Below are 26,725 nucleotides of genomic sequence, written 5' to 3'. Positions count from 1 at the left end.
CTGCTTCAGATCATGAACAGTACAGACATTACCGAAGGCAATGACTACAGCATTCGTTTTGTAGAAGCAGAGGAACAAGTCGCCAGTGTACTGACACTCAAAAAGGACCTGACGATTCCATTCATCGCGACCGGTTTTGTCATCTTCCTTATTGGTCTGGCCATCGGTTCCTATATCAACCATAGGAGAATCTGGATAAAATCTGAGGACGACCTGATGCTTGCCGCCCACACGAACAAGAACTACTTTGGAATGAAGAAGGAACTGAATGAGGCACTATTGGAAAGTGGCATGGCCCCTGTCACCGACAGGATGGACACCGAGCATAAAGACAAAGATAAGGAGTGATTTTTTGGCATCTCAACTTGTAACACTCAGCAGCACACTGTTGTATGCAGCATTCATCATATATCTTGTCGCCATGCTGCCACTGGCGACAAGCATCAAATCGAAATCGAAAAAACCTGAAAAGATCGCCATCACCCTGGTGATTGTCGCGTTAATCATGCAGATCGCCTACTTCATCCTCAGATGGATTGCCCAGGGTCATGCCCCGGTATCGAACATGTATGAGTTCATAGCAATGTTCGCCATCATGATTATCGCCGGCTATCTTATCACCTACTTCTATTTCAGGACGAAACTGCTCGGACTCTTCGCGCTGCCTGTCTCCATGCTTCTCATGGCCTATGGCAGCATGTTCTCCAGAGAGGTCGCACCGCTGATTCCGGCACTCCAGAGCAATTGGCTGGCCATCCATGTCATTACAGTCACGCTCTCTTATGGCATACTGTCGATGAGCGCAGTCGCAGGGCTGATATATCTTCTGAAGGCGATACCGGCCGATGAGAGATCCTGGCGGGCACGTTTTCTGGAAGCGATCATGGCAGGGATTATTACAGTCCTAGTATTTGTTGTGACCACAGTTGTCATGCAGGAAATTATCGGCTACCAGGACGACTTCCTTTATGAGGACAAACAGGGTCAGAACCAGATTGCTGAGTATCATCTGCCGAGCCTTGTGAACTTTGAAGGGGCAGTGCCGGTGACACATGTTGGTGAGAACAACTATGAAGAGGCGGATCATTTCCAGAGCGGAATCAATCTGCCCCCTCTGATTGATTCCCAGAAGCTGAACACGGTCATCTGGTCGGTACTGCTCGGTGCCATTGTCTACGGCATTACCCGGCTCATACTGAGAAAAAGGATCATCGCAGTGCTTGAACCATTATCCGATAAAGCGGATCTGAACCTGATGGATGAAATCGGCTACCGTTCCGTCATCATCGGCTTCCCGATCTTCGCGCTCGGCGGTATCCTCTTTGCTTCCATCTGGGCGCAGATTGCTTGGAGCCGATTCTGGGGTTGGGATCCAAAAGAAACATGGGCTTTCATCACGTTCATGTTCTATACGATCTTCCTGCACTTGAGGCTTAACAGGGGATATGAAGGTGAGAAGTCGGCATGGCTCGCCATTATCGGGTTCCTGATCATATTGTTCAACCTGATTGCCATCAACCTGCTGGTTGCCGGTCTGCATTCCTACGCATAAAATGAATGATTGTTTCCAGCTGTCATAAAACGTTTTAAAAGTATTAATATTAACAACACCACACCCCCATCCTGTCTGATAAAATGACGATGAATGGGGGTGTTTTTATGGGCAGTGAAGTAACGTTTCTTCTCGCCTTCGGAGCCGGGGTACTAAGTTTTATCTCGCCCTGTGTGCTCCCGGTCTTTCCTGCTTTTGTCTCTTACATAACAGGAATGAGCTACAATGAAGTGGAAAATCAGAAATTCAATGCAAGAGCAATTTTCCACACACTTTTCTTCCTCGTAGGATTCAGCTTGGTTTATATTGCACTGGGTTTTGGTACAGCGTTTTTTGGCGGATTATTGATTGAGTATGCAGACCTGATCAGACAGCTCGGTTCCATTCTAATCATTTTCTTCGGCCTGATTATTACCGGTGTGCTGAACTTCAGTTTCCTGATGAAAGACAGAAAACTGAAGTTCAAAAACAAACCGTCTGGATTTTTAGGATCCATTTTTATCGGTACGGCATTTGGTGCCGGTTGGACACCATGCAACGGACCGATTATCGGTGCGATTTTCGCAATGAGTGCAACCGCACCGAACAATGCTTTAATTTTAATGATCGTCTACTGTCTTGGCTTTGCAGTGCCATTCTTCATTTTAAGTTTCTTCGTGTCCCGTACACGCTGGATGTTGAAGTACTCTAATATCATCATGAAAGTAGGCGGGGTCATTATGATATTGATGGGTGTCCTTCTGTATTTTGATGGACTGACGCAGATTATCATCTGGTTGCAGCCGTTCTTTGGCGATTTCCAGGGGTTCTAGTTATGAACATAATAGTTATAATCAATGAAGTCAAAATTGATACGATTAATTATTAATGTTCTTAAGATAGTACTTGAATTATCAATATATTCAAAGCGAGGAATCATAGAAATGAAAACGAAGGTTTATACTTCAATGTTAATTTTAATGATGGGAATATTAGCTGCATGTGGTAATGGGACTGAAAATGGGAACAAGGAGGAAACAGATGAACTTGCAACGCTCGAAGTTGAATTCCAACTCCCAGAAAAGGCTGAAGCTGATGAAATAGTAGAGTTAAAGGCTATTGTTACATATGGAGATGAGAAAGTGAAAGATGCGGATGAAGTACAATTTGAATATTGGGTAAAAGGAAATGAAGATGATACTGAAATGGTCGAGTCCACCAATAATGGCGATGGTACATACACTGCTGAAGTATTTTTTGAATCCGACGGAGTATATGAAATTTATGCCCATACAACAGCCCGAAATTTGCATACAATGCCAAAAAAATCTATCACGGTTGGTGAAGGTACGAGCCAAGAATAAGAAAGTTTGAATATCATTAGGATAAGGAATAAATAAACGTCTCAAAAATGAAGAAAAAGTTGCAATCGATCTTAGTGCGAGTATTAATAAATTAAAAGATAAATTTGATAATAGCGTCATACTGTTGTAACGAATGTAAGTAATAAATATGACTTAAAAGCCATTATTGATCAGGGTATTACGCACTTTGCTAAAATTGATTTACAATGTTAGCTGTATAATGAAAAACTGATTTTAAGAAAAATCCATCCCAATACTCTAAAAATAATCTTATAGAGACAGACTAATCAATATTGTACCTATAGAATAATTAGCGTGTTGCAATATCATTAATTTTAAAGTGTAATTAACGATGAATTGATAAACAGAGCACCTGGCATGATAACCTTTGCTCGGTGTAGCCATATCCGTTGCGTTCTATTACAGTATGGCTGTCGTATTAGGATTTAATAGAGAACTGATAAGCTCCCTCCTAAAGAAGTTTGCTTTAGGAGGAGCTTTTTTGAAATCTAATATTAATTATTCTTTATGAACAATTAGTGAAACAGGAAATTATTGAATTGAAGTTTAGTATACTTATTATTATATGAAATAAAGGGCAGGGTAAAATGATGAAGAGAATATTAGCATTTATCAGCATGATATTAGCAGTATCGCTTATCAGCAGTAATACTGTATCAGCTGAGGAAAATACATATGACAGAATTTATATGATCACTGTCGACCGTTTTTTAAATAATAACAGCAGCAACGACGTAGGAGTGACTGCAGACAGAGACCCTTATTACCCTTACGGCGGAGATTTCAACGGTGTTTCACCTTATCTTGAATACATTAAAGATATGGGCTTTAACACGGTGATGCTGTCACCGGTAATGGAACGCGCAGAAGATGATTATCTTGGTTATGACGTGACGGATTACGGTGCACTGTCAGAAGCTTACGGGAACCCGGAAGACTTTCAAGCACTTATTGATGAAGCACATGAACTGGATTTAAAAGTCGTTGTGGATATGCCTGCAGTAGCGACTGACGACTATACTGCGCTTGAAGAACCGGTATTTAACGATATCCAGTCGGATTACTATGAGGATATCGACAGAGAAATTATTGATCTACAAAATCCGGACAACCAGAAAACATATCGTGCAATGGTTCGAAACTTTATCGATAAGTACAACATTGACGGTATCAGCATGTTTATAAATCAGAACGGTCTGGATGCTTCTGAATTTTTACCTGAAGACATCGAAACTTACGGGATTTTATCAACTTCAGAATTATCTACTGATGGATTCGATACGGTAGCATCGGAAGATTTCAGAGCGAATCTTGCGGATACTTACGGCGGATTGGATAAAGAAATCCCTGAATTCCCTGAAGATGAGCAGTTGATTATGGCAGACCACTGGTTCTCTGAACGTGTCACGTACCATGCCACAGAACAGAACATGTTCCCGGGCACGAGAATACAACAGCTTGCGAACTACTTGTACGCTTATCGGGGGCCAAGTGCGATGACGTACGGTACTGAAGTTGCATTTAACGGCAACAGTTATCCGGAAATCCACCCTCAAATGGACTTCAGAAGTGGCGAAGAAGTCATTGAGTATCTTGAGAACATCGCAATGGTATACAGAAACCATTCGATAATGCAGGAACCGGAAACAGAAACTGAGACATTATTGAACGAAAACGGCCAGTATATAGTCAAATACTATACTGACGACGTTGATTATATATTGAACGTTAACAACACATCAGAAACACAAAGTGTGACGTTCGACCTGTCCGATGAAGAAGAAGGAAAAGCATACAGCGGTATGCTGATTGGGGATATGATTCGTCCGCATGACAACTCGTATATTGTCGTGCTGGACAGAGAAGAAACAGAACTGTACTCAGTAATTGAAGATACCGGCTTTAACAATGGATACTTATACTCGGTCATCTTAGTCTTTGGTGGCTTTGCAGTATTTATATGGGTCGCAGCGAGACGCAGCAGAAAACAAAAATCAAAAAGAATGAATGAACAATAATATATGTAAAACGGAGCAGAAGATTTATGATCTGTTGTTTTTTGTGTCCGCGGTCGCCGCAAGAAGAAACCATATCCCAAGAAAATCACTGAACTACCGAACACCATTGGAAATCTTTTTGAGTTACATGGATGAGAGAGAGCTGTCTAGCTTATTTTGACAAACGAAAATTTATAAATTGAGTTGCTCCTACTTCTTGTGCTAATTTCAGTCTTTTATCAAATAATTCAGCAGCAATTATATTTGCTGCTCCTGAAGCTTTTGCTCCTATCTTTCCTAACTCTCTGTCTTCTTCACGAAGATCTTTTTTGCCATATTAATATCTTGACAGTTAGAAGTGAACGTTATTTTTTAGAAAAGCAGGTCTATATATTTCAAATAGGAATTTTTCTAACCTATCAGTCCTATGTCATTGAATGTTTTGAGTAGACCTTAAATAGACATAGACAAAATATAGCTTTTATTTCTTATCACTGTCGTCTTTATTTTGCATGTAAATGAGAAAACTCCAACACCTTTGCTAAGAAAAGGATGTTGGAGTTTTTAACGTGCTTACAGTATCTGCCGATGAGTGAGGATATGTAAACTATTCTTTCATAGATTCAAAACCTATAGAAAAAAAGTAGTAAAAAGTTGACATCTAAACTCTTTGGTGTAACATATAAGTTACAAATGTAAGAAATATATTGCAATTTACAGGTGAATCAATGAAAAACAAAGTTAGAATAACTCGAATGGATCTATCAATTACTCAAGGACAGTTAGCCAACAATGTGGGAGTCACAAGGCAGACCATCGGATTAATTGAAAAAGGACAATATAACCCCAGTCTCCATCTTTGTGTATCTATCGCAAAAGAATTAGGCAAAACTCTGGACGAATTATTTTGGGAGGTCGAATAATCATGAAATCGTGGATATCCTTTTTACTACCAGACGACGAGTACAAAGAGAAAAGCTATTGTATTTTTTTTCAGAGGGAGGCATCCTTCTTTTCCTAACACTCCTGGTTACACTTATTAGCAGCATGTTTATTAATTTAGATACGCAGACGGTTCTATTTCTCCATGTAGCTCTGTTCTTGATTTATGTTTTAGGAAGATACATTTTATCAGGGATCGAATTTACGAGTGTGGCGACGAAACAGGAATATCAAAAAGAATTAAGGCTAATCGTGGTGAAATCTGTCATTTTCGCAACCATGTTCACCTTAATCTATCCACTCATAAGTGGTTTGCCAACTAAGTTTATTGAATGGTTTGGTATTTTAGGTTTTTCGACGTTGGCAGGAGTGATAATGTTTTTAATAAATTTTATTTCCTTAAAGCGTTCCTATAATAGAAATCGTGAATTGGACTAACTTAGCATATTAAATAAAGAAAAGGGCTGTCCTAAAAATTATTGGTTATGATTTTTAGGACAGTCTTATTTATTTCAGTTCCATGATAGACCGTTTATTAGTTCTAATACTTATGAGTTCACTATAAAACCGTCCGTAAAAGTACACTTTTACGAACGATTAGAAAACAACTAAAATCAAACAAAAATAACGTCCGTAAATATATTGAAATAGTTTACGGACGTTCATTATTTTTATTGTACTTTTACGAACGTTTTTTGGTTATAATTAGAATAATAATCTTTCTAGAGGTGAATGATGGAGCATCGCAAATTTGGATACATCCGAGTCAGCAGCAGAGATCAGAATGAAGGACGTCAATTAGAAGCCATGAAAAACATGGGTGCCACAGAACGTGATATCTATCTGGACAAGCAAAGTGGCAAAAATTTTGAGCGAGCGAATTATCAACTACTGAAACGCGTCATTCGTAAAGGTGATATTTTATATATCCACTCACTTGATCGATTTGGCCGGAATAAAGAAGAGATTCTTCAAGAATGGAATGACCTTACCAAAAATATCGAAGCAGATATTGTGGTGCTGGATATGCCGTTACTGGATACAACACAGTACAAAGACAGTATGGGGACATTTATTGCGGATTTGGTTTTACAGATCCTATCGTGGATGGCAGAAGAAGAACGAGAACGTATTCGAAAACGACAGCGTGAAGGAATCGATCTGGCATTACAGAATGGCGTTCAATTCGGCAGACCTGCAGCTTGTGTTTCAGAGGAATTTCGAGAAGTTTATAGAAAATGGAAAGCGAAAGAAATAACGGCAGTTCAAGCGATGCAAGAATCGGGAGTCAAAAAGACCAGTTTTTATAAACTGGTCAAGGTACTTGAAGAAGAAACTCCCGACATTTAATAATCAAAGAATGAAACCCATAAATTTAAAGTCCTATCTAAAAACCTTTCAATAAATGATCGTTGTTTGGAAGAAAGGAGCAATACCCATTTATAGATGGGTAAGAGTTTATCCGAAACGAATAAACTCTTATTGTACTTCAATTTATTTTTATCTATTATCTGATTTAAATGATAACGTAAATTACGTTTTTATAATAATTAGCAGCGTCGTAAGCATTACGCAGAGAGCTATATAAGTGATGAAGTATATATATTCTAGCGGAATAATTGATTGTAAAATATTACTGTATGTTTCTTAAATCTCCTTACACTTCATCCATCATAGTTCCCATTATGTACTTTTTAAATTTTGGGAGCTCTAGGGTTTTCATAAAAACACTTCCCTATTCTCATCCTCTTTGATTATTTTTCTCATGTTATAATTAAAGGAAATACATAAAGAAGAGGTGGATTATTCAGTGGATAGAGAAATTGAATTTAGAGTCTTTGATTTATGTTATAAAAGAGTATTATATGGGAAAGACATACCAATTTATAGAGAAGGTCTTTTAGAAAGTATTCGACAATTTTCAGGACAGACATACGAGCTTAGCCAATATACTGAAAATAAAGATATGTATGGGAAAAAAATATACGATGGAGATATTGTTGAAGTGTTTAAAATAATAATAGATGAGTTTGATGGCCCTAACCCAGTAGAGTATACAAAGTTCACTAAGGGACTAGTTGAATATTATTCTGGTGTTCCATTCATCAGATATTTTAAAGAAAATGGAATTGAGCTGTTACATTTAAATGATGGTCAATACGAAATTAAAGTAATAGGAAATCGATTAGAGAATAAAGAATTAATATAGCAATAATGCTAATTAAAAGTGTTAGATAATAATACCTGATTTTCAATTTTAACGAATGCTTTTTTATTTGTGTATTAAATGATTTTTTCTTTATTTTTCTCAATTATTAGACATTGGTTGATTTTCGTTACAGGTGAGATGTAGATAGTATTACAGTCTATCAATTCAAGAATCAAATATACAAATATTATGAACATCATTAAATTATCAACATCTTATGATGAATAAGCTTTAATTAGCTATCGAATGACTCTTTCTAATAATTCAGGTAGATGATGCGTTATTACTTTCTCAAAACTAAATGTAATTTTTCCAGTAGTTCATTCATACTATATGATTTCATTACCGATTGAAATTGAATAAAACTAGAATCTTTATCGCTATATTTAAATAATAGTGCATTTACTTCTTGGCGATTCACGTCATACTTTATACTTGTTTTTTCAAACTTTGGATAAGTTGAGTAAAATACTTCTTCTTTTAGTTTTACATGTTTTTCTTTTTCTTTATGTGCTCTTAATTCAGCTTCCATTTCATCTATTGTTTTAGGGAATAAATCACATTGAGAACGATATTCTTTAAGATCTATTCTACCTTCCGCATATTCGATATACAATTGTATATTACTTAGCATTCCATCTAAATCGTATTTTTCCATGTCTCTTTCAAAATCCTCGAATTCTACAGGTTGAATGATCTTTTTTTGTATTCCTCAGAGTATACAAAATCATTAAATACATGAAGATATCCTAAAGCACCCATTTTATTTAAATCATATAATGCACCAACAATTTCATGTCTCGAACTATCTCTATTTAAGTTTTTGAAATTGCCTTTCCGTATCGCTATCTTTTTCTCTTCCAACTCTTCTTGCTTAATTCTTTCTTGTTCAACAGACAATATACTGTCCATTCTCTCCAATAAATCAACCGCCTCTTCAGGTGTTGTGTAACCCCTATGATAACAAGCAATATGCCATTTGCTTTTTCGAGGAATAATCTTTTTAACATACCAGTCCTCTATTTTAACTCTTAAATACACTATATATCCTGGATATCCAAATTCTAACGATGTTTCTTTTGCAATTAAAGTATGCAGAATAGCATGTTCAACAACATCACAGAACACTAAATTCTCCTTTTGGTGATATTTAAAAGGGATATTTTGAATCCTAATAAATGACTTATTTGTCATATTTAAAAACTTGTTTTCCAGAATGTGATGACACTCTAATCCTTCACGAGACCTCGCGAACTTTCCTTTTGTAATATTTTTTATTTCTTCTTTTAAAAATCGCTTATACGATTTCTCCCTGTAGTAATCATCTTCTGCTACACCGTATTTTTTAAGTAAAAATTCTACTGCTTCATTATATGTTTTAGAAAGTAGAACTAAGTACTCGTCTTTTTTATTCATCTGTAATTCCCACCCTATGTGCAGCATTATATTTGTATTTTTGATTGCACCAATTATTGTTAGTGTAATCATCACACTGTTCGATTATTGGTTGGACAGTCGTGATAAATGACTGGATGACTAGACCAATACACCATATAAAACCCCCAATCTATACCAATAGATTGGGGGGCCGGTGTTTCATGTACAGCATCCTATTCGTTGATATAGTTATACCATTTTTACTTTAAATTATCTAATCAAAAAGTTGAGGAATAAACTTGGCTTCGTCTAATAATTTTGCATACATAAATTTTAAAGATGATAAATAAGAATATAAATCTAACGTTTACTAAAAATCGTGAAAATAACTATATAAATATATATCAAAGTTATTCCCCTTTCGTTTGTCAAAATAAGCTAGACAGTTGCTTGTCACCCATGTAACTCAAAAAGACTTCCAGTGGTGTGTGGTAGTTTAATGATTTTCTTGGGATATGGTTTCTCCTGGCGGCAACCGATGAGATAAAAGTCTGGTCGACCGTGTTGAAATCCATGTCTTTGGGCAGTCCATCCTTTCTGAGCAGGCCGTTGGAATGTTCGTTCAATCCCCGCTGGGATGGTGTCCCCGGATCGGCAAAGTAGACGGACAGGTCATTCTGATTGCTCATCGATTGCCAGTTGGAGAATTCCTTACCACAATCGAAAGTGATCGATTTGAATAGGTTTCTGGGCATCTTTTGACACCATGTATTGATGGCAACCTCGATATCCTGCGCCGTCCGGCCTTCGGGTTTCAGGGTGATGATGGCTTTTGAGAGGCGTTCGACCAGCGTAATGACGGCACTCTTGTGACGGACACCAACGATGGTGTCGCCTTCCAGGTGGCCGAATTCATCATTGAACGCCGGGTAGTCATTTGTTCTTTCGGAAATGTTGCGTCTGAACGCCTGACGCCCCCGGCGTTCCTGATGGCCGTTCGGTTTTCGCTTGCCCTGCATCGGCAGTGTGGCCGCATCAAAAGCTTCCCGTTTGAACATCCGATACAGTGTACGGCCTGAACAGTCAATCGACATTTCCTGCCGACCGACGATGACATCCGGCGTCCAGCCCTGCGCCACCTGCTTTTCAATATACGCCTGCTGGTCGGTCGGCAGGACCATCCGTTTTCTACCACAGCGTTTTTTGTTTTCCTGATAGCGCTGATAGTAATCCAGCGCGGTGTGCCCGTCCCTGAGATATGCGATGACATTATGAACTGTCTGACGGGCACGCCCAATCCGTTTCGCAATATGAGAAATTGGTGTGTCGTGATGGAAATAGGCTTCTATGATTACCAGTTCGTCCGTGGTAAGATGGGTGTAGGTCATGCGTGATCACTCCTATGATTTTCTTTGGTCGGAAAACTCATTTTGAGTGTATCACGTGTGACCCTTTTTAGGTGTCTAGCTTAATTTTACAATCGGCGTACTAATAAAAAATTCGCTTTAATATAATCTTGTTAAATAAGAGATTTAATTTGTTCAAAAACTTAGGAAAAGAAAGAGAGGTTAAATCAAATTGAGAAAAGTCAAGGTAATCTCATATAATAAAAGTTGCCCTTTAATGTATGAAAAAGAAGCAAAAAAATTATGTGATATTTTTGGTCCTGAAATAACAGAAATTCATCATATTGGTAGTACTTCGGTAAAAGGTCTAATAGCAAAACCTGTTATTGATATAATGCCTGTCGTTAAAGATATTGCTCGAGTTGATTACTTTAATACTGCAATGATGGATATTGGTTATGAAGAAAAAGGAGAAAACGGTCTTCCTGGCCGTCGCTTTTTCCAAAAAGTCAGAAGCGAACGAACTCACCATATTCATTTTTATGAGATAGATAACTCTGAAATCGATCGTCATCTTGCATTTCGTAATTATCTGCGCACGCATCCTGATGCTGTAAAAAAGTATGGCAACTTAAAAAAATAATTATCCCAACGTTTTCCTGATATTATTGACGCATATATAAGAGGAAAAGAACAGCTGATTTCGGAGATAGAGAAAAAAGCAATGTTTTGGGTCCAGGGTTCAAAAATTGATTAAGGTTATTACAAGAATCAGGCGCATTTATTTAACTAATGAAGCCTAACCTCTTATTTAAATTGAAAAGAAGTTAGGCTTTATTTACGTATTGCAGATGCAAAATATCGATTATAATATAAGCAAAATAAATTCTGAATTTACAAGTAAGACACTAGAGATAAGAATATTAGAATATATAAAGTGAAAATGAAGTGGATCATAGGCCACGCACGTGGGCTATTTTTAAAGTGAACTCCAATTGATTATTACTATATCATAATTTGAAAATAGACGGACTACTTCTGATGAATTAGTGAGTTTTCCTGTTTCGCACTATCGATGGTGTACTTATTCCTGGGCCGACCAGACCCAACCATGTCACTAATTTTTCTTTGACTAAATGATAATTCTTTCAATCAAACATCTCTAAGTAATTTGGCATTGACTTTCCTCCTCCATTAATCCTTGGGCGATGTAAAATATTTGTAGCACTAATTGTGTGAAAAATGGCTAAAAAATCCTCATTTAGAGGATTAAGTGCGGTCGCATAGTCCGATTTGAGTGGTAATAAGACGTGTGGTTTCGATGGTATCAGACATAGCGACTCAGTGGTAACATTAGAGCGCCGTATGCAAGCATAGATAACCTATCCCCCCTGATCTATGGGCATAGGTAAGGGCTCTGTATATAAATCTTTACCAAATGAGTTTAAAAAAATACTTTCAAGTTACAAATTAGAAAATCTATGTAGTCATTACTGTTTTAATATAGTAAACAAAGAATATCTCAATGACTAAATTAAACTTTCTTTAATAAATTCATTTATACGTATATAACTATCCATAGTATTCTTATGAATATTTAAACCATGTCCTTCATCTTTATAGTGCAAATGTTTTACTAATCCCTTTTTACTAAGGATGGATGCTATATACTCTAACTCTCTCTTATTATTTCTAATATCTTTACCTCCTGAGACAAATAAAACAGGATTAACTACATTTTTCAAATTGAAATAAGGCGATATATTTATTAAATGTTCTTTATCCTTAATAGGGTCTCCTATCTTTTCAAAAAATATATCTTGATAGTTTTCCCATGATTTTGGGAGATTTGAGAGTGTACTTAACCAGTTATAAACACCAAATAAACAGATAGAAAATTTAAATTCGTTCGGATAGAAAGTTGCTGCAGAAAAAGCAAGAAAAGCTCCATAACTCGTACCAATTATTCCTGCTTTATTAATGTCAATATTAGGATTATCTTTCAAACACTCTTTTATTTCTATACAATCCTTTAGATCTTCAATCCCATGTTTTCCATTTATAGATTCTAAATAATCTAAACCATAACCACTACTCCCTCTATGATTTATAGCAAAAACAGCATATCCATTTAAACAAAGAAATTGTATTAATACGTCAAAATTTAAAGTAGACTGGCCACCAGGGCCACCATGGACAAGAATCATCAGTGGAAGTTTATTTCCTCTATTTTGAGGTAAATATAATTGTCCATATATAAATGAAGCATATCTTGTTTTATAAATTTTTGGTTTTCCCTCAACGAATAAATCATTTTTTGATTTATTATTTAAAATATTAGATACTTTCTTTATGGTTAGATTCTCAAGATTAAAATGATAAATATCTCCCGGAGAATTAGATTTCTCAATCAAAATGCTTAATGATTTTTCATCAGTTGATAAACTCAATGACTTTAAAGTGCCAGAAGGGACACATTTAGTATCTAAAATCACATTACTAAAATTATCTTGAATATTTAACTTATAATTTCCATTCTCATTAGTGACATATATTAAATACCTGTTTGAATCTGAAAGGAAAGAAAATATAATGTCCCAATTATATTTATATTCTTCTATCACCTCCATTGTTTTCAAGCAAACCTTCTGAATATATTGGAAATTGTGATCGATTGTAGTATGAATATATAAATAGTTGCTCTCTTTATCAAAAAATTGAGGATAACCTTTAATATTCAGTTTATATTTCAAGAGACCTCCATTTTTAATTAATTCTAAACTTCTTTCGTTAGTTTCTCGATCAATTTTGTTTACCACAATAGAAGTGCCATCTTCAGAAATACAAGAAATAATATCACCGCTTTTGTTATAGAAAAAAAGAGTTATTTCTTTTGTTGATAAATCTATTTTATAGATATCCATAAATCTTTGATCTCTTTCATTCGATTCTAAATAAATGGTGTTATTCAACTTATTTAGTTTTAAGAAATAAGCATTTATGTCGGGAGTTAAATTGAAACTTTGCCCTTCTCTGTATAAAAATATATTGGATAGTCCATTGTGGTTACTTTCATATATAAAATCCATACTATTATTTAAAAAAGAAATAATTCGAATTATTTCTTTTTTAGAGAATATGGTTCTTGTGGTTTCTCTTTTCAAATCAATAGATTTTAAATAAAACCTATTTTTTATTTCCGACGTATAAATGATGAAATTATCATTGGCAGCTATGTATTTAATAGACTCGATATTCTGTACTTTATTCAATAACGATAGTGTCATTCTCACCATCCTCTTTTTCTATTTCAGCTTGATAATCAATATTAGCCTTACTAATCACCTTATCTTTGAGTAATAATATGGTTGCCAATATGATTAAGACTCCGGAAAATAAGTTTATTATGAAATACATTTCTAGATCATAGAAAAAACCGAAAATTAAAAATCCAATAGGCATTATCATCATTGAGACCATGGTGATTAACGAAAAAACTCTTCCTTTAATGTAATCAGGAATTGTAATTTGGTAGAAGTTCAAAATAGGTATGTTCACAAATTGTACTGATATCATTAGTAAAATAAACATTATAGAAACAATAAGTACGTTTTGTAAGTCTGAAAGTGTAAGGTAAATGGGTAATGGTAAAAATACAATTAATCCCCCTACTGCGAAACTAAATCTTTTTGCTAATAGCAATGGACATTGGATATTTTTCATAGAACCAATAGCTATTCCTCCTATAACTCCTCCGAAAGAGAGTGCAGCATAGCTAATACCCACAAAAGTAGGTGGAAGACTTAAAACATCAATCAACATCTTTGAAGGCAAAATGCTCAAAGTTGTTGTTACAAAATTTACAAAAAATAAATAAACAACTATCATTTTTAAAATTTGACTACTTAGAATGTAATTTATTCCTTCGGTAATGTCATCTACAAATTCCCTAGGTGCTTTTGTATCACTATTGTTATTTTCAATAGTTGTACTTCGCCCAAAATCTAGTAAAAAATCAAATGACACGGCAATTACATTTAAAATAATAAAGATTGCTATAATATATTCAAATGATAGTAATCCAATTAAAGCACCAGCTATTATTGGACCTAATAAAGACGCAGATTCTGTTAATGTTGAAGTGTAACCATAAACTTTTTGTACATTCTCTTTTCTAAATAAATTTGTTATTGAAGATTGAAATGCGTTACCTACAAATGAGCTTGTTATAGTTAATAGTGCTGTCGAAATATATAAAATACCTATATTTACATCAAAAGAATATACATAAAGAAATAATCCTATTAAGATGACTGGATCTAAAATCTCTCCTAAAATGATTATACTTCTTTTATTTCTAGAATCTGTTATAACTCCTGCTAACGGTAAAAATAGTAAAGAAATAATCGAAAATATAGCTAAGTTAATTGAAGTATACACTGCCGATCCAGTTTGATACATGATAAAAAATGATACAGCAAATGTGAATACCTCACTTCCAAAAGTCAGGAGGAAACGACTTGATAAATAAAATGTGAAATTTTTTTTCTGAGATTTGCTTTTATGATTATTGTCCATATAAACATCCTCTGTTAAATAAGACTCTTAACTTATATTGATTGCTTGATCAATCACATTAGACTCCTTGTGAATTATACACCTTTCATTTTCTAGTTCTTGAAGTAACTATCTAAGAAGATATAATAATCATTCTCTTTCTTCTCAATTCTATTCATTAATTCAACTATACCTGCTCCACCATTACTATAATCACAACCATATCTATACATAATTTGTCCCGGAGTTTTTAAAGTATTTCCCTTTGTTTCTGGTAATATTGAGAGTAAGTTTTCCAATAATGAGAGTGCTCTCTCGTTCATATTTTCATCTTCCAATAATAGATAAGCATCGTAATGAACGTGAATAAGACCAGTCAATCCTGAAAATAGTCCTAGATCAATTGAAAATTCCGCCTGCATTCCCTTCATTAATTTATACAGTATACTTTTATCAAATTTTATAGAGTCTTCTTTATAGTACCTCATAAATACTGCGAAAATACCAGCTGTTCCAGACGATAAATAAGGATAAAAAATAGTACTATCCTCTCTTCTTTTACTTGGATATAACCACCCTTCAGAGATTTCCTTATATTCATATAAGTCTTTTTTCAAAATCTCATATCCATACTTAAAATACTTAAAATCCCCTGTACTTTTATACATATAATAAAATAATAAGGATATGCCAGTAGTCCCTTTATTAAGACCAATATCATTTAATTTTAAGTTATTAGTTATTAAGTCATCTATTATTCTGTTACATACCGATTTACATAAATTTAAGTAATCCTCTTTTTTATAAATTAAATACATTTTTAATATAAGTAAAGCTTTACCAGTTATTCCTTTTTCAATAGAATAGTCAATGTCATCCTTGTTGCTAACCCTTATCCTTACATCTTTTAGTAATGAATTAATAATATTTTCAGTATAATATTGACTATTATTTATATCTAATAGCACCCAAATAATTCCTGACTTACCATTCAAAAGCCCAAAATCTAAATGGTTAATATCATCATATAAATTGTATTGTTTACGCAAAAATTCTAAAGCTTTACTTTCTGAATTTAATATCTCTATATCTAAATCCTTTATTTTATTCAGTGCTAAAAGTACACCTGTAGTTCCAGATTCTAATCCTATATAGTTCTTCGCAAATGGATTAGAAGGATACATAATCTCAGGATCCTTTATTGTGCTTTCATCTAAAAAGTTGTGTACTTTTTTAATTTTTCTATTTAAATTCAAATTAGATAGGCGTAATTTATCACTAGGTTCTTCCATTTCTTCTATTAATTTTTCTATATGTTTTATTGATATATTAGGTATAGAACCATCAAATATCAATTGCATTACAAACTCAGAAAATTCATTAGGAAGATTATACTTCCTTTCGAGAAATTCTAAGTGTCTTTCGATAAAATCTTCTTCTAAAGTCGCTAAATTCCTAGTAGGTGTTAACATATAAAAAGCTAAGTATCCAATCCCTTTATAATCACGCTTATAGGATAATACTTTATCAGTAGAATCATAAAAACCTGTTGTACCTACTAATATCTTTTCCCCTTCCGTATGAATGTTAATTGCAGAATCCAAATCAACAATAGTAGGGTTTAATTTGTCATCAATAATTATATTTCCAGGATTTATATCATTTAGATAGATGCCATTGCTATGCACTTCATCTAATAATGATGTTATATTTTTACATATTTTAAAAATACTAAATATATATTGTTTAAAAAGATTGTAGTTTTGATTCGAAGATGAGAAATAACTGTTTTTCAATACAAATTCTTCAATGGTATCACCTTTAATATAACTTTCCACTACAAATATATGTTCCCACTCTTTGAAAATTTCAATTGGTTGAGGAAATTCATAGTTATTAAACCTCTCTTTTAAATAAGTTAAAACATTAAATTCATTTTCTTTCATTGTGATAGAATTCATACTACTTCCAAATTCTGCGGTGTATGGTCGTCCTTCTTTAATAATTACTTCTTTATCGTCAAAACTATCTTGTGCTAAATAAGTCCCACCTGCATTTGTAAATCTGAGTGCCTTTTTAACTTTGTATCTATTATTAAGGAGACCCCCTTCACTATTGATGTTTCCTTTGTTTATATAGAAGGGATCTATAACCCACTCAGGTTGTTGATATATAGGGGCACGGTTATCTATAAACACTTGTCCTTCTGGACCATAAATGCAAGTATCACTCGTTTTTGGAAAAATTTGTCCATAACGATAATATAAAACCTTATTATCTTTATATCTCCTATCAGTAAGGATGTAGGGACCAACATAATTTTTTAGCTTAGTATTAATATTTTCGATATGTTTTATAAAATCCATAGTATTTTGTGGATATATAGTAATAAACTTCCCAGCAGAACTTCTACTTCCGTTCTTACTATTTAGTGTTTCGAAAATATTTTGATCTAACCAAAATTTAAAAGCTATGTTACTATCGAAACAATATTTAGATACAATCGATAATATTTCTTTGCTATTATGTATTGAAGCTGAAACATGAATCTTCCATCCATGTTCAGGTAAGTGAAGGTTACCAGGTTGGTAATACATAAATATTCTATCTTTGTGAGCTTGCCAATTCTTTTTTTTATATTTCTCTGCTATTTCTACAAATTCACCTGTATTTTCATAAAGCCTGATTGGCAAATAATATTCATCATTGGCTAAAAAATTTAATGTAGCTAAATTATCCATAATTCACCTCTTTATTAATATTGATATGGGGAGATTTATTATAGTGATGCAACTGAAAATTGTTTAACACCTCTATGGCCTAATTACACAAAGTGAGCAAGATTTACTAACTGAGCTCTGGAATGCGATGTCTTCTTGGTTAGACTGAACACTTAGATTTTGCAAGTTTAATATACTTTCCATTATTACTTCCTCCCTTCTCCCTTTCTAGGGATAACGTTAAAAACTACTTATAAACAATCAATGCACTCGTTATATTCTGAATAAGAAATGATTATTCAATTTTGAAGTCGCTTCTAAAAAGATAAGCTAATACTTTGAAAAATAAAAAATTTATAGATTGGATGTTTCATGCTCTACTTATAGTAATTATTAAACCTCGATGGATAGTTGTGGTTCAATAATTATGAGTTTAAGTATTCACATAATTCCTATGGTCTAATTACGCAAAGTGTGCAAGATTTACTAACTGAGCTTTTGAATGCGATGTCTTCTTGGTTAGACTGAACACTTAGATTTTGCAAATTTAATATACTTTCCATTACTGCTTCCTCCTTTCTTCTCCCCTAAGGATAACGTAAAGCATTATTTTAAAATAGTCAATATATTCAATACATTCTGACTAAAATAAAATTAATTAGTTTTAATTGAAATTTTTAACAAAAATTAAAGTAAATATGAAAAAGTAAGTTAAAATTGTCAACTTTTCTTTAAAATAGTTTTTCAACCTAACTACTAAGGGATATATTAAAAAGATTATTTACTGGAATAGCAGATAACTGTCTAGCTTATTTTGACAAACGAAATATTGAAGAAATTCTTAATGCACCTTCTCAACTATCGATTTAATCTCAATTTTTTAACTAGAAAAATTTAATAACTAACATTTAGATCATTAAGAATATATTCTATTGTTTCACTTACTTTCATCTCTTTTGTAAGCGCACGTTCATTTCTCAAGCCTATAAAATCTTTCTCAGTAAACCAAGATTTCATTTCCTTTTCTCCAAAATCCGTTCCTACTTTCGTATTATGTCTGGCTACAGTTTCATCAAATGGGAGATCATAATAATAAGCAAATACATTTTCAGATTGAAGCTGACATTGTGGTATTGGATATGCCGCTACTCGATACGACGCAGTATAAAGATAGTATAGGAACATTTATTGCAGATTTAGTTTTGCAGATTCTTTCCTGGATGGCTGAAGAGGAACGAGAACGCATCCGAAAACGGCAGCGTGAAGGAATTGACTTGGCGTTACGAAATGGTATTCAGTTTGGTAGACCGCCCGTTTCTATTTCAGAAGAATTTAAAGAGGTTTATAGCAAATGGAAAGCTAAAGAGCTATCAGCAGTAGAAGCCATGCAAGAATCTGGCATTAAAAAGACTAGTTTTTATAAATTAGTAAGAGCACTTGAGAAAAAAATGGATAATTCGCACTATATAATAGAAGAAACTCAAAATGCCCAGCACTGAAAATTCGCCTTTGAAGACCGACATTTTTCCTGAATGTAAATAAACTCATATAGTTCAAGAAGCCAAGTACCCTCTGGACAGGGATTACTTGGCTTCTTGAAATTAATTAAAATATAAACTAAAGCGAATGTTAAAGAGTCAATAATTAAAGTCATTTTTGCAAACAGTGATTGTGAAGTACTGAACTATAAGGGGAAAAGTTTATTTTACTTTCCTTCCATGCACTCTAAAAAATTTAGAGTTATCGCTATCAACATAAAACCTAGTAATCCATCCTTTGATTTTAAAAATGGATAAAATCTGCTTGTCAATATCCGTGTTAGGAATTTTGGGACGCTTACGTTCGAACAGACCAAGATAATCACTGAAGTTTAAAATTCTTAAGATTTCTTTTGTTTGAGAAGAACTTAAGTTTTCTAAGACAGATACAAGCAATTCCTTCTTTTGGTCAATCGAAAGTATTGTCGAGTGGAAAATTTCCTTTAAAAGATTAAAAGAAATATTTAATTTTTTATCTATTACATAGTCGAAATTCTCCAATATCAAATCTTTTATTTTTTCTTTGAACTCATCATTTACATTAGCATAGTTGTCTACTAAAAATTGCGTATCTTCGATATCGAAGTTATGTTCCAAAATAAATAGCTTAAGTTCATTGTTATAGCTCTTATTTCTAATGCTAATTTCATTTTGAGCATATTGTAAGAATTGCAATTTATAACTAGTGCTAATAGGAGAATCTAATAAAGCTAATAGTTCTTTAAAAATGAAGTTTTTCTCATTTATCAGTAATGAATAATCTTTGATATTTTTAACAATAAAGTCTACAACGAGATCCTTGTAATGTGTTCTCATGAAGGTCAAATTATCTTCATTCATGTTAATTGCGGATATGTCAATCAGTATGTCAATTTTTTCAAGGCTTATACCTTCAAATGAGAATAATTTATAATGATAATTAAAAGGTTTTAATAATGATTGATACCGTTCATTAGATAAGTCATTGGATTGAACGACCGAATCATAAAATTCACTAGCAGCTTTTTCCCCAAAAGTAGTATTAATATAGTCTTTGTCTAAATATAAATCTACAGCGGAACCATTGATAAACTCGATCAACTCAGTATCCAAACCGTTACCGCTATTGAAGTAATACGCTAAAATGTTTTGATCATTGTAAGCAACAAGTTGATTCTTAATCATTACTGGCCAAAGCTCATAATCATGTACTTCTTCAATACTTTCCATAGAAGTACGTAAAAACTTAAGATATTGAACTTTTGTTCCGAAAGTAATTATTGAATTATTTAACAAATCCAAAGCTGCGACTTCGTTATCTGAGATTTTTTCCTCACAATTATCCAGCACTACCTCCAAGTAATCCTGAATGTTTTCATTGACGTATTTAAAGAGACTTTCCTCTTTTTTACTCATAATTAAACTATAGTTTTTATGCCGAAAATCTTCAGGAGTAGTAGTAGTAAAGTCATATTTCTCTTTTAAGAACCCTACGATTAAATCATAGTTCAGACTGAATAAATGGTTTTCATAAACTTTTTGGAGTAATTCTTCATGAGCATTACTAAAATTAATTACATTAAAGCTAATGTTAATACAAGAGAAGGCAGTGATTAATTTACTTGAATCTGGGCTCTGAACGTTTAAAAAATCAGCATTGTTTGATACATAACTAGTTAAGTAGTTATTAGTGTTTACAACCTCTAAGTCATTTTCATCAGAATAATTTAGATAATACAATGCTAGTTGTGTTTTTAATTGTTCACTGTAATTACTTGTTTCAATCATTTCCTCAAAGAGATTTGGCCAGACAGAATTTAAATTATTTATGAATTGCGCCAAATTCACTCTTTTTTCTATAAATTCTTCTATAAACTTAAAGTTTTTGGTATCTTCTAGCTGCTTTATGAAAGCTTTTAAATACAGTGGATTAGACTCATTTTCATTTAGTAAGTGATGGAGCAAGTCCAAATTTAATATTTCAACTTGCTGAAAGTCCGATAAATTTAGTCTAGAAACTACTAACTCCGCATCTTTCAATGAATAGCCAAATTCTTTGGCTTCTTGATCGGAAATGCTACGTAAGAAAATCTTGTCGGAAATACTTAAGCTATTTTCATAAAAATAGGTCATATAGTCGGAATAAGTTTCGTCAATATAACCGTTTCTAATTAAATACTTTATTAAAGGAAAGTAAGCACTACTTTTAATTTCTTTAAACTTGTTTTCTTCACCTATCTCATTCGTATAGCTAGTCCTAAATATAGTATCTACGTTGTTTTTATTTATAATTTTTTCTAACTTCTTATTTTTCAATGTGTCTCTTTCTTTCTTTAGCTCTCTGATTTCTGAATTAAGCTTTTCTATTGCAGAACTTGACTTATTATTAATCACGGTTCTTCGCTGTAAATATTCAGGCATACTTTCTAGTTTTTCGAAATCTGATTGTACACTTACAGTATGTATATTGTTATATAGTTGTCTTGCTTTAATAGATTTGGGATTTTCTCTTAATGCATTTATAATTTCAGCCCTAGTACTAAATTTGGAAATAGAATTCCCGCCAATAGATACAATATCGTGCTGAGTATTGAAGTAAATAGCATCAAGTTCATTGAGATTTCTTGACTCTTCATTCGATGTCCTAGAAATTAAATTCTTTTTTTCCTCAATTTTTTGTTCAATGGCACTGGTTTCACTATCTGCAAAGTCTTTCTTCTTGTTAAATAATGTATGGACAAAACCGCTACTTAGTTGCAGATCGCTAAAATCTCGAGGAAAAATATTCTTATACGCTATTAAAGCAAGTAGCTTGTTGAAGTTCAATTCAATTGAATTAAGTCTATTTTTATAAATCAGAAATTCATTATATATATTTTTCAAAATTCTCATATCATCAATATATAAAGATATACCTTGAAGAAATTTAGTATCTAGGTGCTTATTTATATCTCCATTCTTGAAATGCTCTAAAAACTGTTCATATGAATTTGATCCATCTATAACTGGTACCACCGGTAAGATGAAATCAAAAAATTTAGTCCGGTCTTTCGATATAAAAACATCGTCTCTCAATAGAAAGATAAAGCGGAGAGGCACTTCTTTTTTGTTATTCACTAAAGTATTTATTTCTCTCAACTTTTCAAAAATACGAGTCACATCATATCTGTCTATATCTTCGAACACAATTGCGTCAGCATCCGAATTTTCAAATATATATAAAACTTCATTTAAATACTTATCAAAGTATGATTCATCATTTTCTTCCAAAATTTCTATTTCATTTCCTTGCAAATTTAGTCTCTTGAACATATTTCGATTGCTTTGCATTATAAAGAAGTTATATATGCTTTTACCAGCAAGAAGTAAAATACTTATAAGGCTTAAAAGTTTTAATTCTGGAATAGTACTTACTAATAGAAATTCTTTTAACATCCCTTCTGATAATTGTGATATGTATACTGACCATGAATTATAAAAAAAGAGATACAACAATAAGATAAACATTGTAAGTAGTTTTATAGTATTAATCGCTACTTTTCTTTGATCAACCTTTTGCTTTACTTTAAAGTTTGTTTTTGGAATTTTGGTGGGATCAATTTGGTGTATTAATTGATTTAATATTTTTCCCTCTAAGATACTTTCATCAACTGTCAAACTGTCTTCTTCTTTTTTAGAATTAAAATGAGCTAATGAAATATGAATAAAACTCATAGTCGAAGATTTTTTAAAAGTCTCTATTAGACTCGTTTTCCCTGCACCATACGGCCCTGTGATGGCAATATTTTTAATATCCTGATTTTCAAAAATAAAATTCAAACCATCTTCATAGATATTTAGATCATAGTCTTGAATAGGCGTTAATTTTTCGAATTCAACTTGGTCGTTACTCATTTTAGACTCCTTTCTCACTAAGATGGCAATCACATTAAAATCAAAGAAAAGTTTTTAAATTCTTAATACTTATTTTACCACATAGAAAAGTAAAGATATGAGTAACAAAGTTGAATAGTAAGACAGATACGTTACTATTTCATTAACAAAAGCCTACAAAAAATTGCTCAATAATGCTGTATTTTTTATACCTTCTAACTAATATTTCTATCACATAAATTAGTACCTTTCCCGTTTTAATATGAATTTCCCTGTTATTTTAATGCTTCTAGGTTTCCAATATATTTTAGCGAATAATTAATACAAAACTTGTCATTGCACTTTATGTCTATTCTTTTCAGAATCATTATGAATCAACGTTTATGAAAGTTTGATTATGAAATGAGTTATGAGACAAAGTAAAAGAGCTAGAAAAGAAAACTGAAATCTTCTTCTATAATTCTTATAAACCATTGTTTTTGAACAACCTTTAGAACAGAAAACTTCTCTATTTTATTCTCACTGCTAGAGAAACTAGTACTGATTCTGACTCTATTGTATTCAGTATCTAAAAAAAGGAACCTTAATTAAAGTTCCTGGTTTTTTAGAATTTAGATAGTTAGTTCTCTTTTATCCACCATTAAATTAAGAATATACGGATAATCTTTTATTATTGGAGCTCTTCTCCTTAATTCTGGTCGCATATATGCTATCATTGATATAAATATAATCGAGGAGGAGATGTTTTGACTCGTATGGATGAAATCAAAGCGAAGAAAATCTACGATAACCCTGAGAGTGAGAAGGTATTTAACAAGGAATCAAGACGACTTAAAACTGCTGTTATGGTTGTTTACTTAAGAGATGAGTACAATTTATCTCAGCGTGAGCTTGCTGAGAAGGCTGGCGTGCCAAAATCAACAATCGCACGCATTGAAAATGCAAGTGTTAATACTACGGTGCAGATGCTCGATCGTATTGCAAAAGCTGTGGGTAAGGAATTAAAAATCGAGATTATCTAATAGCAATCTAACTATATTTTTCAACATCGAAAAGATGGTGCTATTTTATATGCTTTATCGCCCACGAGGAATAAAAGTTAATTGCACACATGATATGTATTTCATCAGAGGTACCATTCATATCATATACAGATCACTCGCGTACGTCGTAACGACAATTGTGCTAATGATATCCACATCGCAAATCGTTGCTTATGCTATAGGTATTTTATTTCCATCCCTTACGTATCATTTAATGCATTTTATATTTGAAGTACCCGTGCTCGGCCGCTCTGCAGTTGGCCGATCGCACGATATACGCATATTTTACGCACCGCGTACGTATACCGTACGCATAGAATCGGCAACTTCCTCGGATTGTGCCGCGAACGAAGTCGCAAATGGCACTGATCCATCGTCAATCTCCCCCTTTTTTTGATAGCTCTCACGTAGTGATTCCGCGTCAAAATCGACGCGTATATACTGTCATACAACACCCCCCACTTATGCATGCGAGTATATATCGACAAACGCACTCACAGCACGATTTTGACAATCTCGATATATACCGTATATACCTTGCTTTGCTATTAACTATATATCCTCCCCCTCAAGACGGCACACAGCGCGCACTCACGCTGCCATACACACTACCGGTCCCCAAGGGTCCCAACGTGAGTCGACGATGCTGTCGTGGCGCGGTTTGTCTGGGGTCACTCACGCCGCGTGAGTCAGGTCGCCTCATGGACGTGAGTCGCAGAACGCCCGTCTGACATACGTTCGACAGTGATTTCTTACGACGGTTATATACCGGCCGGCATAGTGGGGAAAGAGCATAAGAGGCGCGTACGTACAGGCGCTTTTGCGCTCTGTCCGGTCAGCATAGCTGACGGCGCCTTTTACTGCGTCGAGCAAAGCTCTCCTGGCCCCTTTCAGGGGTGCTCTTTATTCGATTTCATCTATTATTCTGTTTCTCATCGGCCGAGATCGGCCATTGACTCGACATGAAAAATTCATTCCATTGAAAACCTGTGCGTATTGTATGCTTCAAATATCTGCACACTGTACCGCACCAGATGTGCGAATTGTACAGCACAATACATAAAATAACGAGTATTAATATACTCTTATAAAATAAGTTTAGATAGCCTTATGGTACACGGGACACGATACGTATGAGGTATAGCATAAAGTCTTTATGATGCATGTATGAAATATGCGAGTAATACACACAAAAATAGCCTCATCGTAAAATATAAGACAATGTTTAATGCTATTCATCTTCTTTTAATCTTTCAACAGCGTTCTAGTATACTTCAACATATGCACATTCCCCAAACGCAAATATCTGAATTACCTCTATATTGTCATCTAACTGACAAATTGTGACGCGTAATCCCATCTTCTTATTCTTTAGTTTACGGCAGTGTTTCGATTCTCCACGCAACGTATGAATGATTAATAGTTAACTCAATAACATATAGAAATTATCATTTTTCATATTTTAAACTCATAGATTTAAAGGGATTACTTTATTCATACTACATCAAAATTTAAAGTAAATTTTTAACATTTTCATTATAAAATTGGTTCCTCAATTGTCCCTTTTTATAAAAATATGTCCCTACTTTTTAAAAAAATGTTCCTTTTTTGATGCTCACTTAGAAAGCATTATGCAGAAATAAGGTGAATCAAAACAGTCACATCGATAATTTGTTCCTTTTTTTTATAAATGTTCCTGGTTTGTTCCTTCTTTTTTCAAGTAAAAGGAACACATAAATGTTTACATAGTGCATATTCGTACTGCCTTGTTCCTTTGTTCCTCTTTTTCTTAAATTATAAGTATAAAGAAAATAAAAGACCTATATATACGGCATACGTTACATGTATGTAAAGATTATCTGAAAAACTAGGAACAAAGGAACAAACTTCAAATGTCATTAATTTTACTTTATATACATTTTTGGTTAGTAACGTGATTAATCATCTGTTATTAGAGTTGATCAGCTTTTAAGTCCACTGCAAAGTTCTCTATCTCTTCTATTTTTTTCATACCTATGATTAGATCACCTTTAAGACCCTGTGAAGATTTCAATATGAAAAGGACTTAAAAATATGTAACTACTATAATAAGTTCAAATAAATTTCTATAACGTTTTAAAAAATATTTTTCACTTCACATCGATTCCAGTTCAATATCATCCAAACTCAAACTTATTCATGTAGTTACCGATTATCCATTGTCTTATTCTTCCTGCATGAGTTCCTAA

At 33.5% G+C, this 26,725-nt stretch carries 18 protein-coding genes and 2 pseudogenes; 13 read left to right on the top strand and 7 right to left on the bottom strand.

Going from position 1 to position 26,725, the window contains the following annotated elements; all coding sequences use genetic code 11:
- The 9 genes and pseudogenes from J4760_RS12995 to J4760_RS12955 all read left to right on the top strand — a co-directional run.
- The coding region (locus tag J4760_RS12995) for a cytochrome c biogenesis ResB family protein (RefSeq protein WP_237606015.1) at nt 1-348 on the top strand (348 nt) is incomplete at its 5' end.
- A 4-nt stretch (nt 349-352) separates the two neighbouring features.
- A complete protein-coding gene (gene ccsB, locus J4760_RS12990; RefSeq protein WP_304621266.1) occupies nt 353-1,552 on the top strand; it encodes a c-type cytochrome biogenesis protein CcsB in 1,200 nt (399 codons plus the stop codon).
- Nucleotides 1,553-1,659: 107 nt separating this feature from the next.
- Nucleotides 1,660-2,364, top strand: a complete 705-nt coding sequence (locus J4760_RS12985; protein WP_237606014.1) for a cytochrome c biogenesis CcdA family protein — start codon at nt 1,660-1,662, stop codon at nt 2,362-2,364.
- 111 nt (nt 2,365-2,475) lie between these two features.
- Nucleotides 2,476-2,895 (top strand): FixH family protein, encoded by a 420-nt coding sequence (locus tag J4760_RS12980; RefSeq protein ID WP_237606013.1) that lies wholly within the window; start codon nt 2,476-2,478, stop codon nt 2,893-2,895.
- Between the two features lie 608 nt (nt 2,896-3,503).
- Nucleotides 3,504-4,934, top strand: coding sequence for an alpha-amylase family glycosyl hydrolase (locus tag J4760_RS12975; RefSeq protein ID WP_237606012.1), 1,431 nt, complete (start codon nt 3,504-3,506; stop codon nt 4,932-4,934).
- A 40-nt stretch (nt 4,935-4,974) separates the two neighbouring features.
- Nucleotides 4,975-5,094, top strand: a pseudogene (locus J4760_RS12970) (IS30 family transposase); the annotation flags it as partial.
- Nucleotides 5,095-5,641: 547 nt separating this feature from the next.
- Nucleotides 5,642-5,836 (top strand): helix-turn-helix transcriptional regulator, encoded by a 195-nt coding sequence (locus tag J4760_RS12965; protein WP_237606011.1) that lies wholly within the window; start codon nt 5,642-5,644, stop codon nt 5,834-5,836.
- Nucleotides 5,837-6,590: 754 nt separating this feature from the next.
- Entirely contained in the window at nt 6,591-7,205 is a 615-nt protein-coding gene (locus J4760_RS12960; protein WP_237606010.1) for a recombinase family protein, read from the top strand.
- Nucleotides 7,206-7,665: 460 nt separating this feature from the next.
- Nucleotides 7,666-8,064, top strand: coding sequence for a YopX family protein (locus J4760_RS12955; RefSeq protein ID WP_237606009.1), 399 nt, complete (start codon nt 7,666-7,668; stop codon nt 8,062-8,064).
- Between the two features lie 283 nt (nt 8,065-8,347).
- Here the strand turns inward: J4760_RS12955 and J4760_RS12950 are convergent, their stop codons facing one another.
- A complete protein-coding gene (locus J4760_RS12950) occupies nt 8,348-8,722 on the bottom strand; it encodes a hypothetical protein (RefSeq protein ID WP_237606008.1) in 375 nt (124 codons plus the stop codon).
- 23 nt (nt 8,723-8,745) lie between these two features.
- Nucleotides 8,746-9,480 (bottom strand): SAV1803-related protein, encoded by a 735-nt coding sequence (locus J4760_RS12945; RefSeq protein WP_237606007.1) that lies wholly within the window; start codon nt 9,478-9,480, stop codon nt 8,746-8,748.
- A 16-nt stretch (nt 9,481-9,496) separates the two neighbouring features.
- Here J4760_RS12945 and J4760_RS12940 point away from each other — a divergent pair, with 16 nt between their 5' ends.
- Complete coding sequence (locus tag J4760_RS12940) at nt 9,497-9,592, top strand: type I toxin-antitoxin system Fst family toxin (RefSeq protein ID WP_237606006.1); 96 nt, start codon at nt 9,497-9,499, stop codon at nt 9,590-9,592.
- Nucleotides 9,593-9,869: 277 nt separating this feature from the next.
- Here the strand turns inward: J4760_RS12940 and J4760_RS12935 are convergent, their stop codons facing one another.
- The gene (locus J4760_RS12935) at nt 9,870-10,829 is read right to left on the bottom strand and encodes an IS30 family transposase (protein ID WP_237606005.1); all 960 of its coding nucleotides are present in this window, start codon (nt 10,827-10,829) and stop codon (nt 9,870-9,872) included.
- A 190-nt stretch (nt 10,830-11,019) separates the two neighbouring features.
- Here J4760_RS12935 and J4760_RS12930 point away from each other — a divergent pair, with 190 nt between their 5' ends.
- Complete coding sequence (locus J4760_RS12930; RefSeq protein WP_370637568.1) at nt 11,020-11,430, top strand: GrpB family protein; 411 nt, start codon at nt 11,020-11,022, stop codon at nt 11,428-11,430.
- Between the two features lie 886 nt (nt 11,431-12,316).
- On the opposite strand, the gene J4760_RS12925 is transcribed toward J4760_RS12930, so the two are convergent.
- The 3 genes from J4760_RS12925 to J4760_RS12915 all read right to left on the bottom strand — a co-directional run bounded on the left by J4760_RS12925 (nt 12,317) and on the right by J4760_RS12915 (nt 18,085).
- A complete protein-coding gene (locus tag J4760_RS12925) occupies nt 12,317-14,074 on the bottom strand; it encodes an alpha/beta hydrolase family protein (protein ID WP_237606004.1) in 1,758 nt (585 codons plus the stop codon).
- Nucleotides 14,052-15,365, bottom strand: a complete 1,314-nt coding sequence (locus tag J4760_RS12920) for an MFS transporter (RefSeq protein ID WP_237606003.1) — start codon at nt 15,363-15,365, stop codon at nt 14,052-14,054. Before J4760_RS12920 ends, J4760_RS12925 begins: the two co-directional genes overlap by 23 nt.
- 92 nt (nt 15,366-15,457) lie before the next feature.
- Nucleotides 15,458-18,085 carry a protein kinase/lanthionine synthetase C family protein gene (locus J4760_RS12915; RefSeq protein WP_237606002.1) on the bottom strand — a complete coding sequence of 876 codons (2,628 nt, stop codon included), beginning with the start codon at nt 18,083-18,085 and terminating at the stop codon, nt 15,458-15,460.
- A gap of 1,088 nt (nt 18,086-19,173) precedes the next feature.
- Here J4760_RS12915 and J4760_RS12910 point away from each other — a divergent pair.
- Nucleotides 19,174-19,563, top strand: a pseudogene (locus J4760_RS12910) (recombinase family protein); the annotation flags it as partial.
- Between the two features lie 201 nt (nt 19,564-19,764).
- On the opposite strand, the gene J4760_RS12905 reads toward J4760_RS12910, so the two are convergent.
- On the bottom strand, nt 19,765-23,475 hold the full coding sequence (locus J4760_RS12905) for a YobI family P-loop NTPase (RefSeq protein ID WP_237606001.1): 3,711 nt from the start codon (nt 23,473-23,475) through the stop codon (nt 19,765-19,767).
- 734 nt (nt 23,476-24,209) lie between these two features.
- Here J4760_RS12905 and J4760_RS12900 point away from each other — a divergent pair.
- Nucleotides 24,210-24,476, top strand: a complete 267-nt coding sequence (locus J4760_RS12900) for a helix-turn-helix domain-containing protein (protein WP_237606017.1) — start codon at nt 24,210-24,212, stop codon at nt 24,474-24,476.
- Nucleotides 24,477-26,725 lie beyond the last annotated feature (2,249 nt).

The sequence above is a fragment of the Salinicoccus sp. ID82-1 genome, from assembly GCF_021991715.1.
Lineage (GTDB): Bacteria > Bacillota > Bacilli > Staphylococcales > Salinicoccaceae > Salinicoccus > Salinicoccus cyprini.
This window is presented reverse-complemented; position numbering and strand designations above follow the sequence as displayed.

Bases quoted from the DNA above. Each gene is read 5' to 3' on its own strand.
- J4760_RS12985 (WP_237606014.1), top strand. From the start codon at position 1,660: ATGGGCAGTGAAGTAACGTTTCTTCTCGCCTTCGGAGCCGGGGTACTA.
- J4760_RS12980 (WP_237606013.1), top strand. From the start codon at position 2,476: ATGAAAACGAAGGTTTATACTTCAATGTTAATTTTAATGATGGGAATA.
- J4760_RS12975 (WP_237606012.1), top strand. From the start codon at position 3,504: ATGATGAAGAGAATATTAGCATTTATCAGCATGATATTAGCAGTATCG.
- J4760_RS12965 (WP_237606011.1), top strand. From the start codon at position 5,642: ATGAAAAACAAAGTTAGAATAACTCGAATGGATCTATCAATTACTCAA.
- J4760_RS12960 (WP_237606010.1), top strand. From the start codon at position 6,591: ATGGAGCATCGCAAATTTGGATACATCCGAGTCAGCAGCAGAGATCAG.
- J4760_RS12950 (WP_237606008.1), bottom strand. From the start codon at position 8,722: ATGGAAAAATACGATTTAGATGGAATGCTAAGTAATATACAATTGTAT.
- J4760_RS12945 (WP_237606007.1), bottom strand. From the start codon at position 9,480: ATGAATAAAAAAGACGAGTACTTAGTTCTACTTTCTAAAACATATAAT.
- J4760_RS12940 (WP_237606006.1), top strand. From the start codon at position 9,497: ATGTGCAGCATTATATTTGTATTTTTGATTGCACCAATTATTGTTAGT.
- J4760_RS12935 (WP_237606005.1), bottom strand. From the start codon at position 10,829: ATGACCTACACCCATCTTACCACGGACGAACTGGTAATCATAGAAGCC.
- J4760_RS12925 (WP_237606004.1), bottom strand. From the start codon at position 14,074: ATGACACTATCGTTATTGAATAAAGTACAGAATATCGAGTCTATTAAA.
- J4760_RS12920 (WP_237606003.1), bottom strand. From the start codon at position 15,365: ATGGACAATAATCATAAAAGCAAATCTCAGAAAAAAAATTTCACATTT.
- J4760_RS12915 (WP_237606002.1), bottom strand. From the start codon at position 18,085: ATGGATAATTTAGCTACATTAAATTTTTTAGCCAATGATGAATATTAT.
- J4760_RS12905 (WP_237606001.1), bottom strand. From the start codon at position 23,475: ATGAGTAACGACCAAGTTGAATTCGAAAAATTAACGCCTATTCAAGAC.
- J4760_RS12900 (WP_237606017.1), top strand. From the start codon at position 24,210: ATGGATGAAATCAAAGCGAAGAAAATCTACGATAACCCTGAGAGTGAG.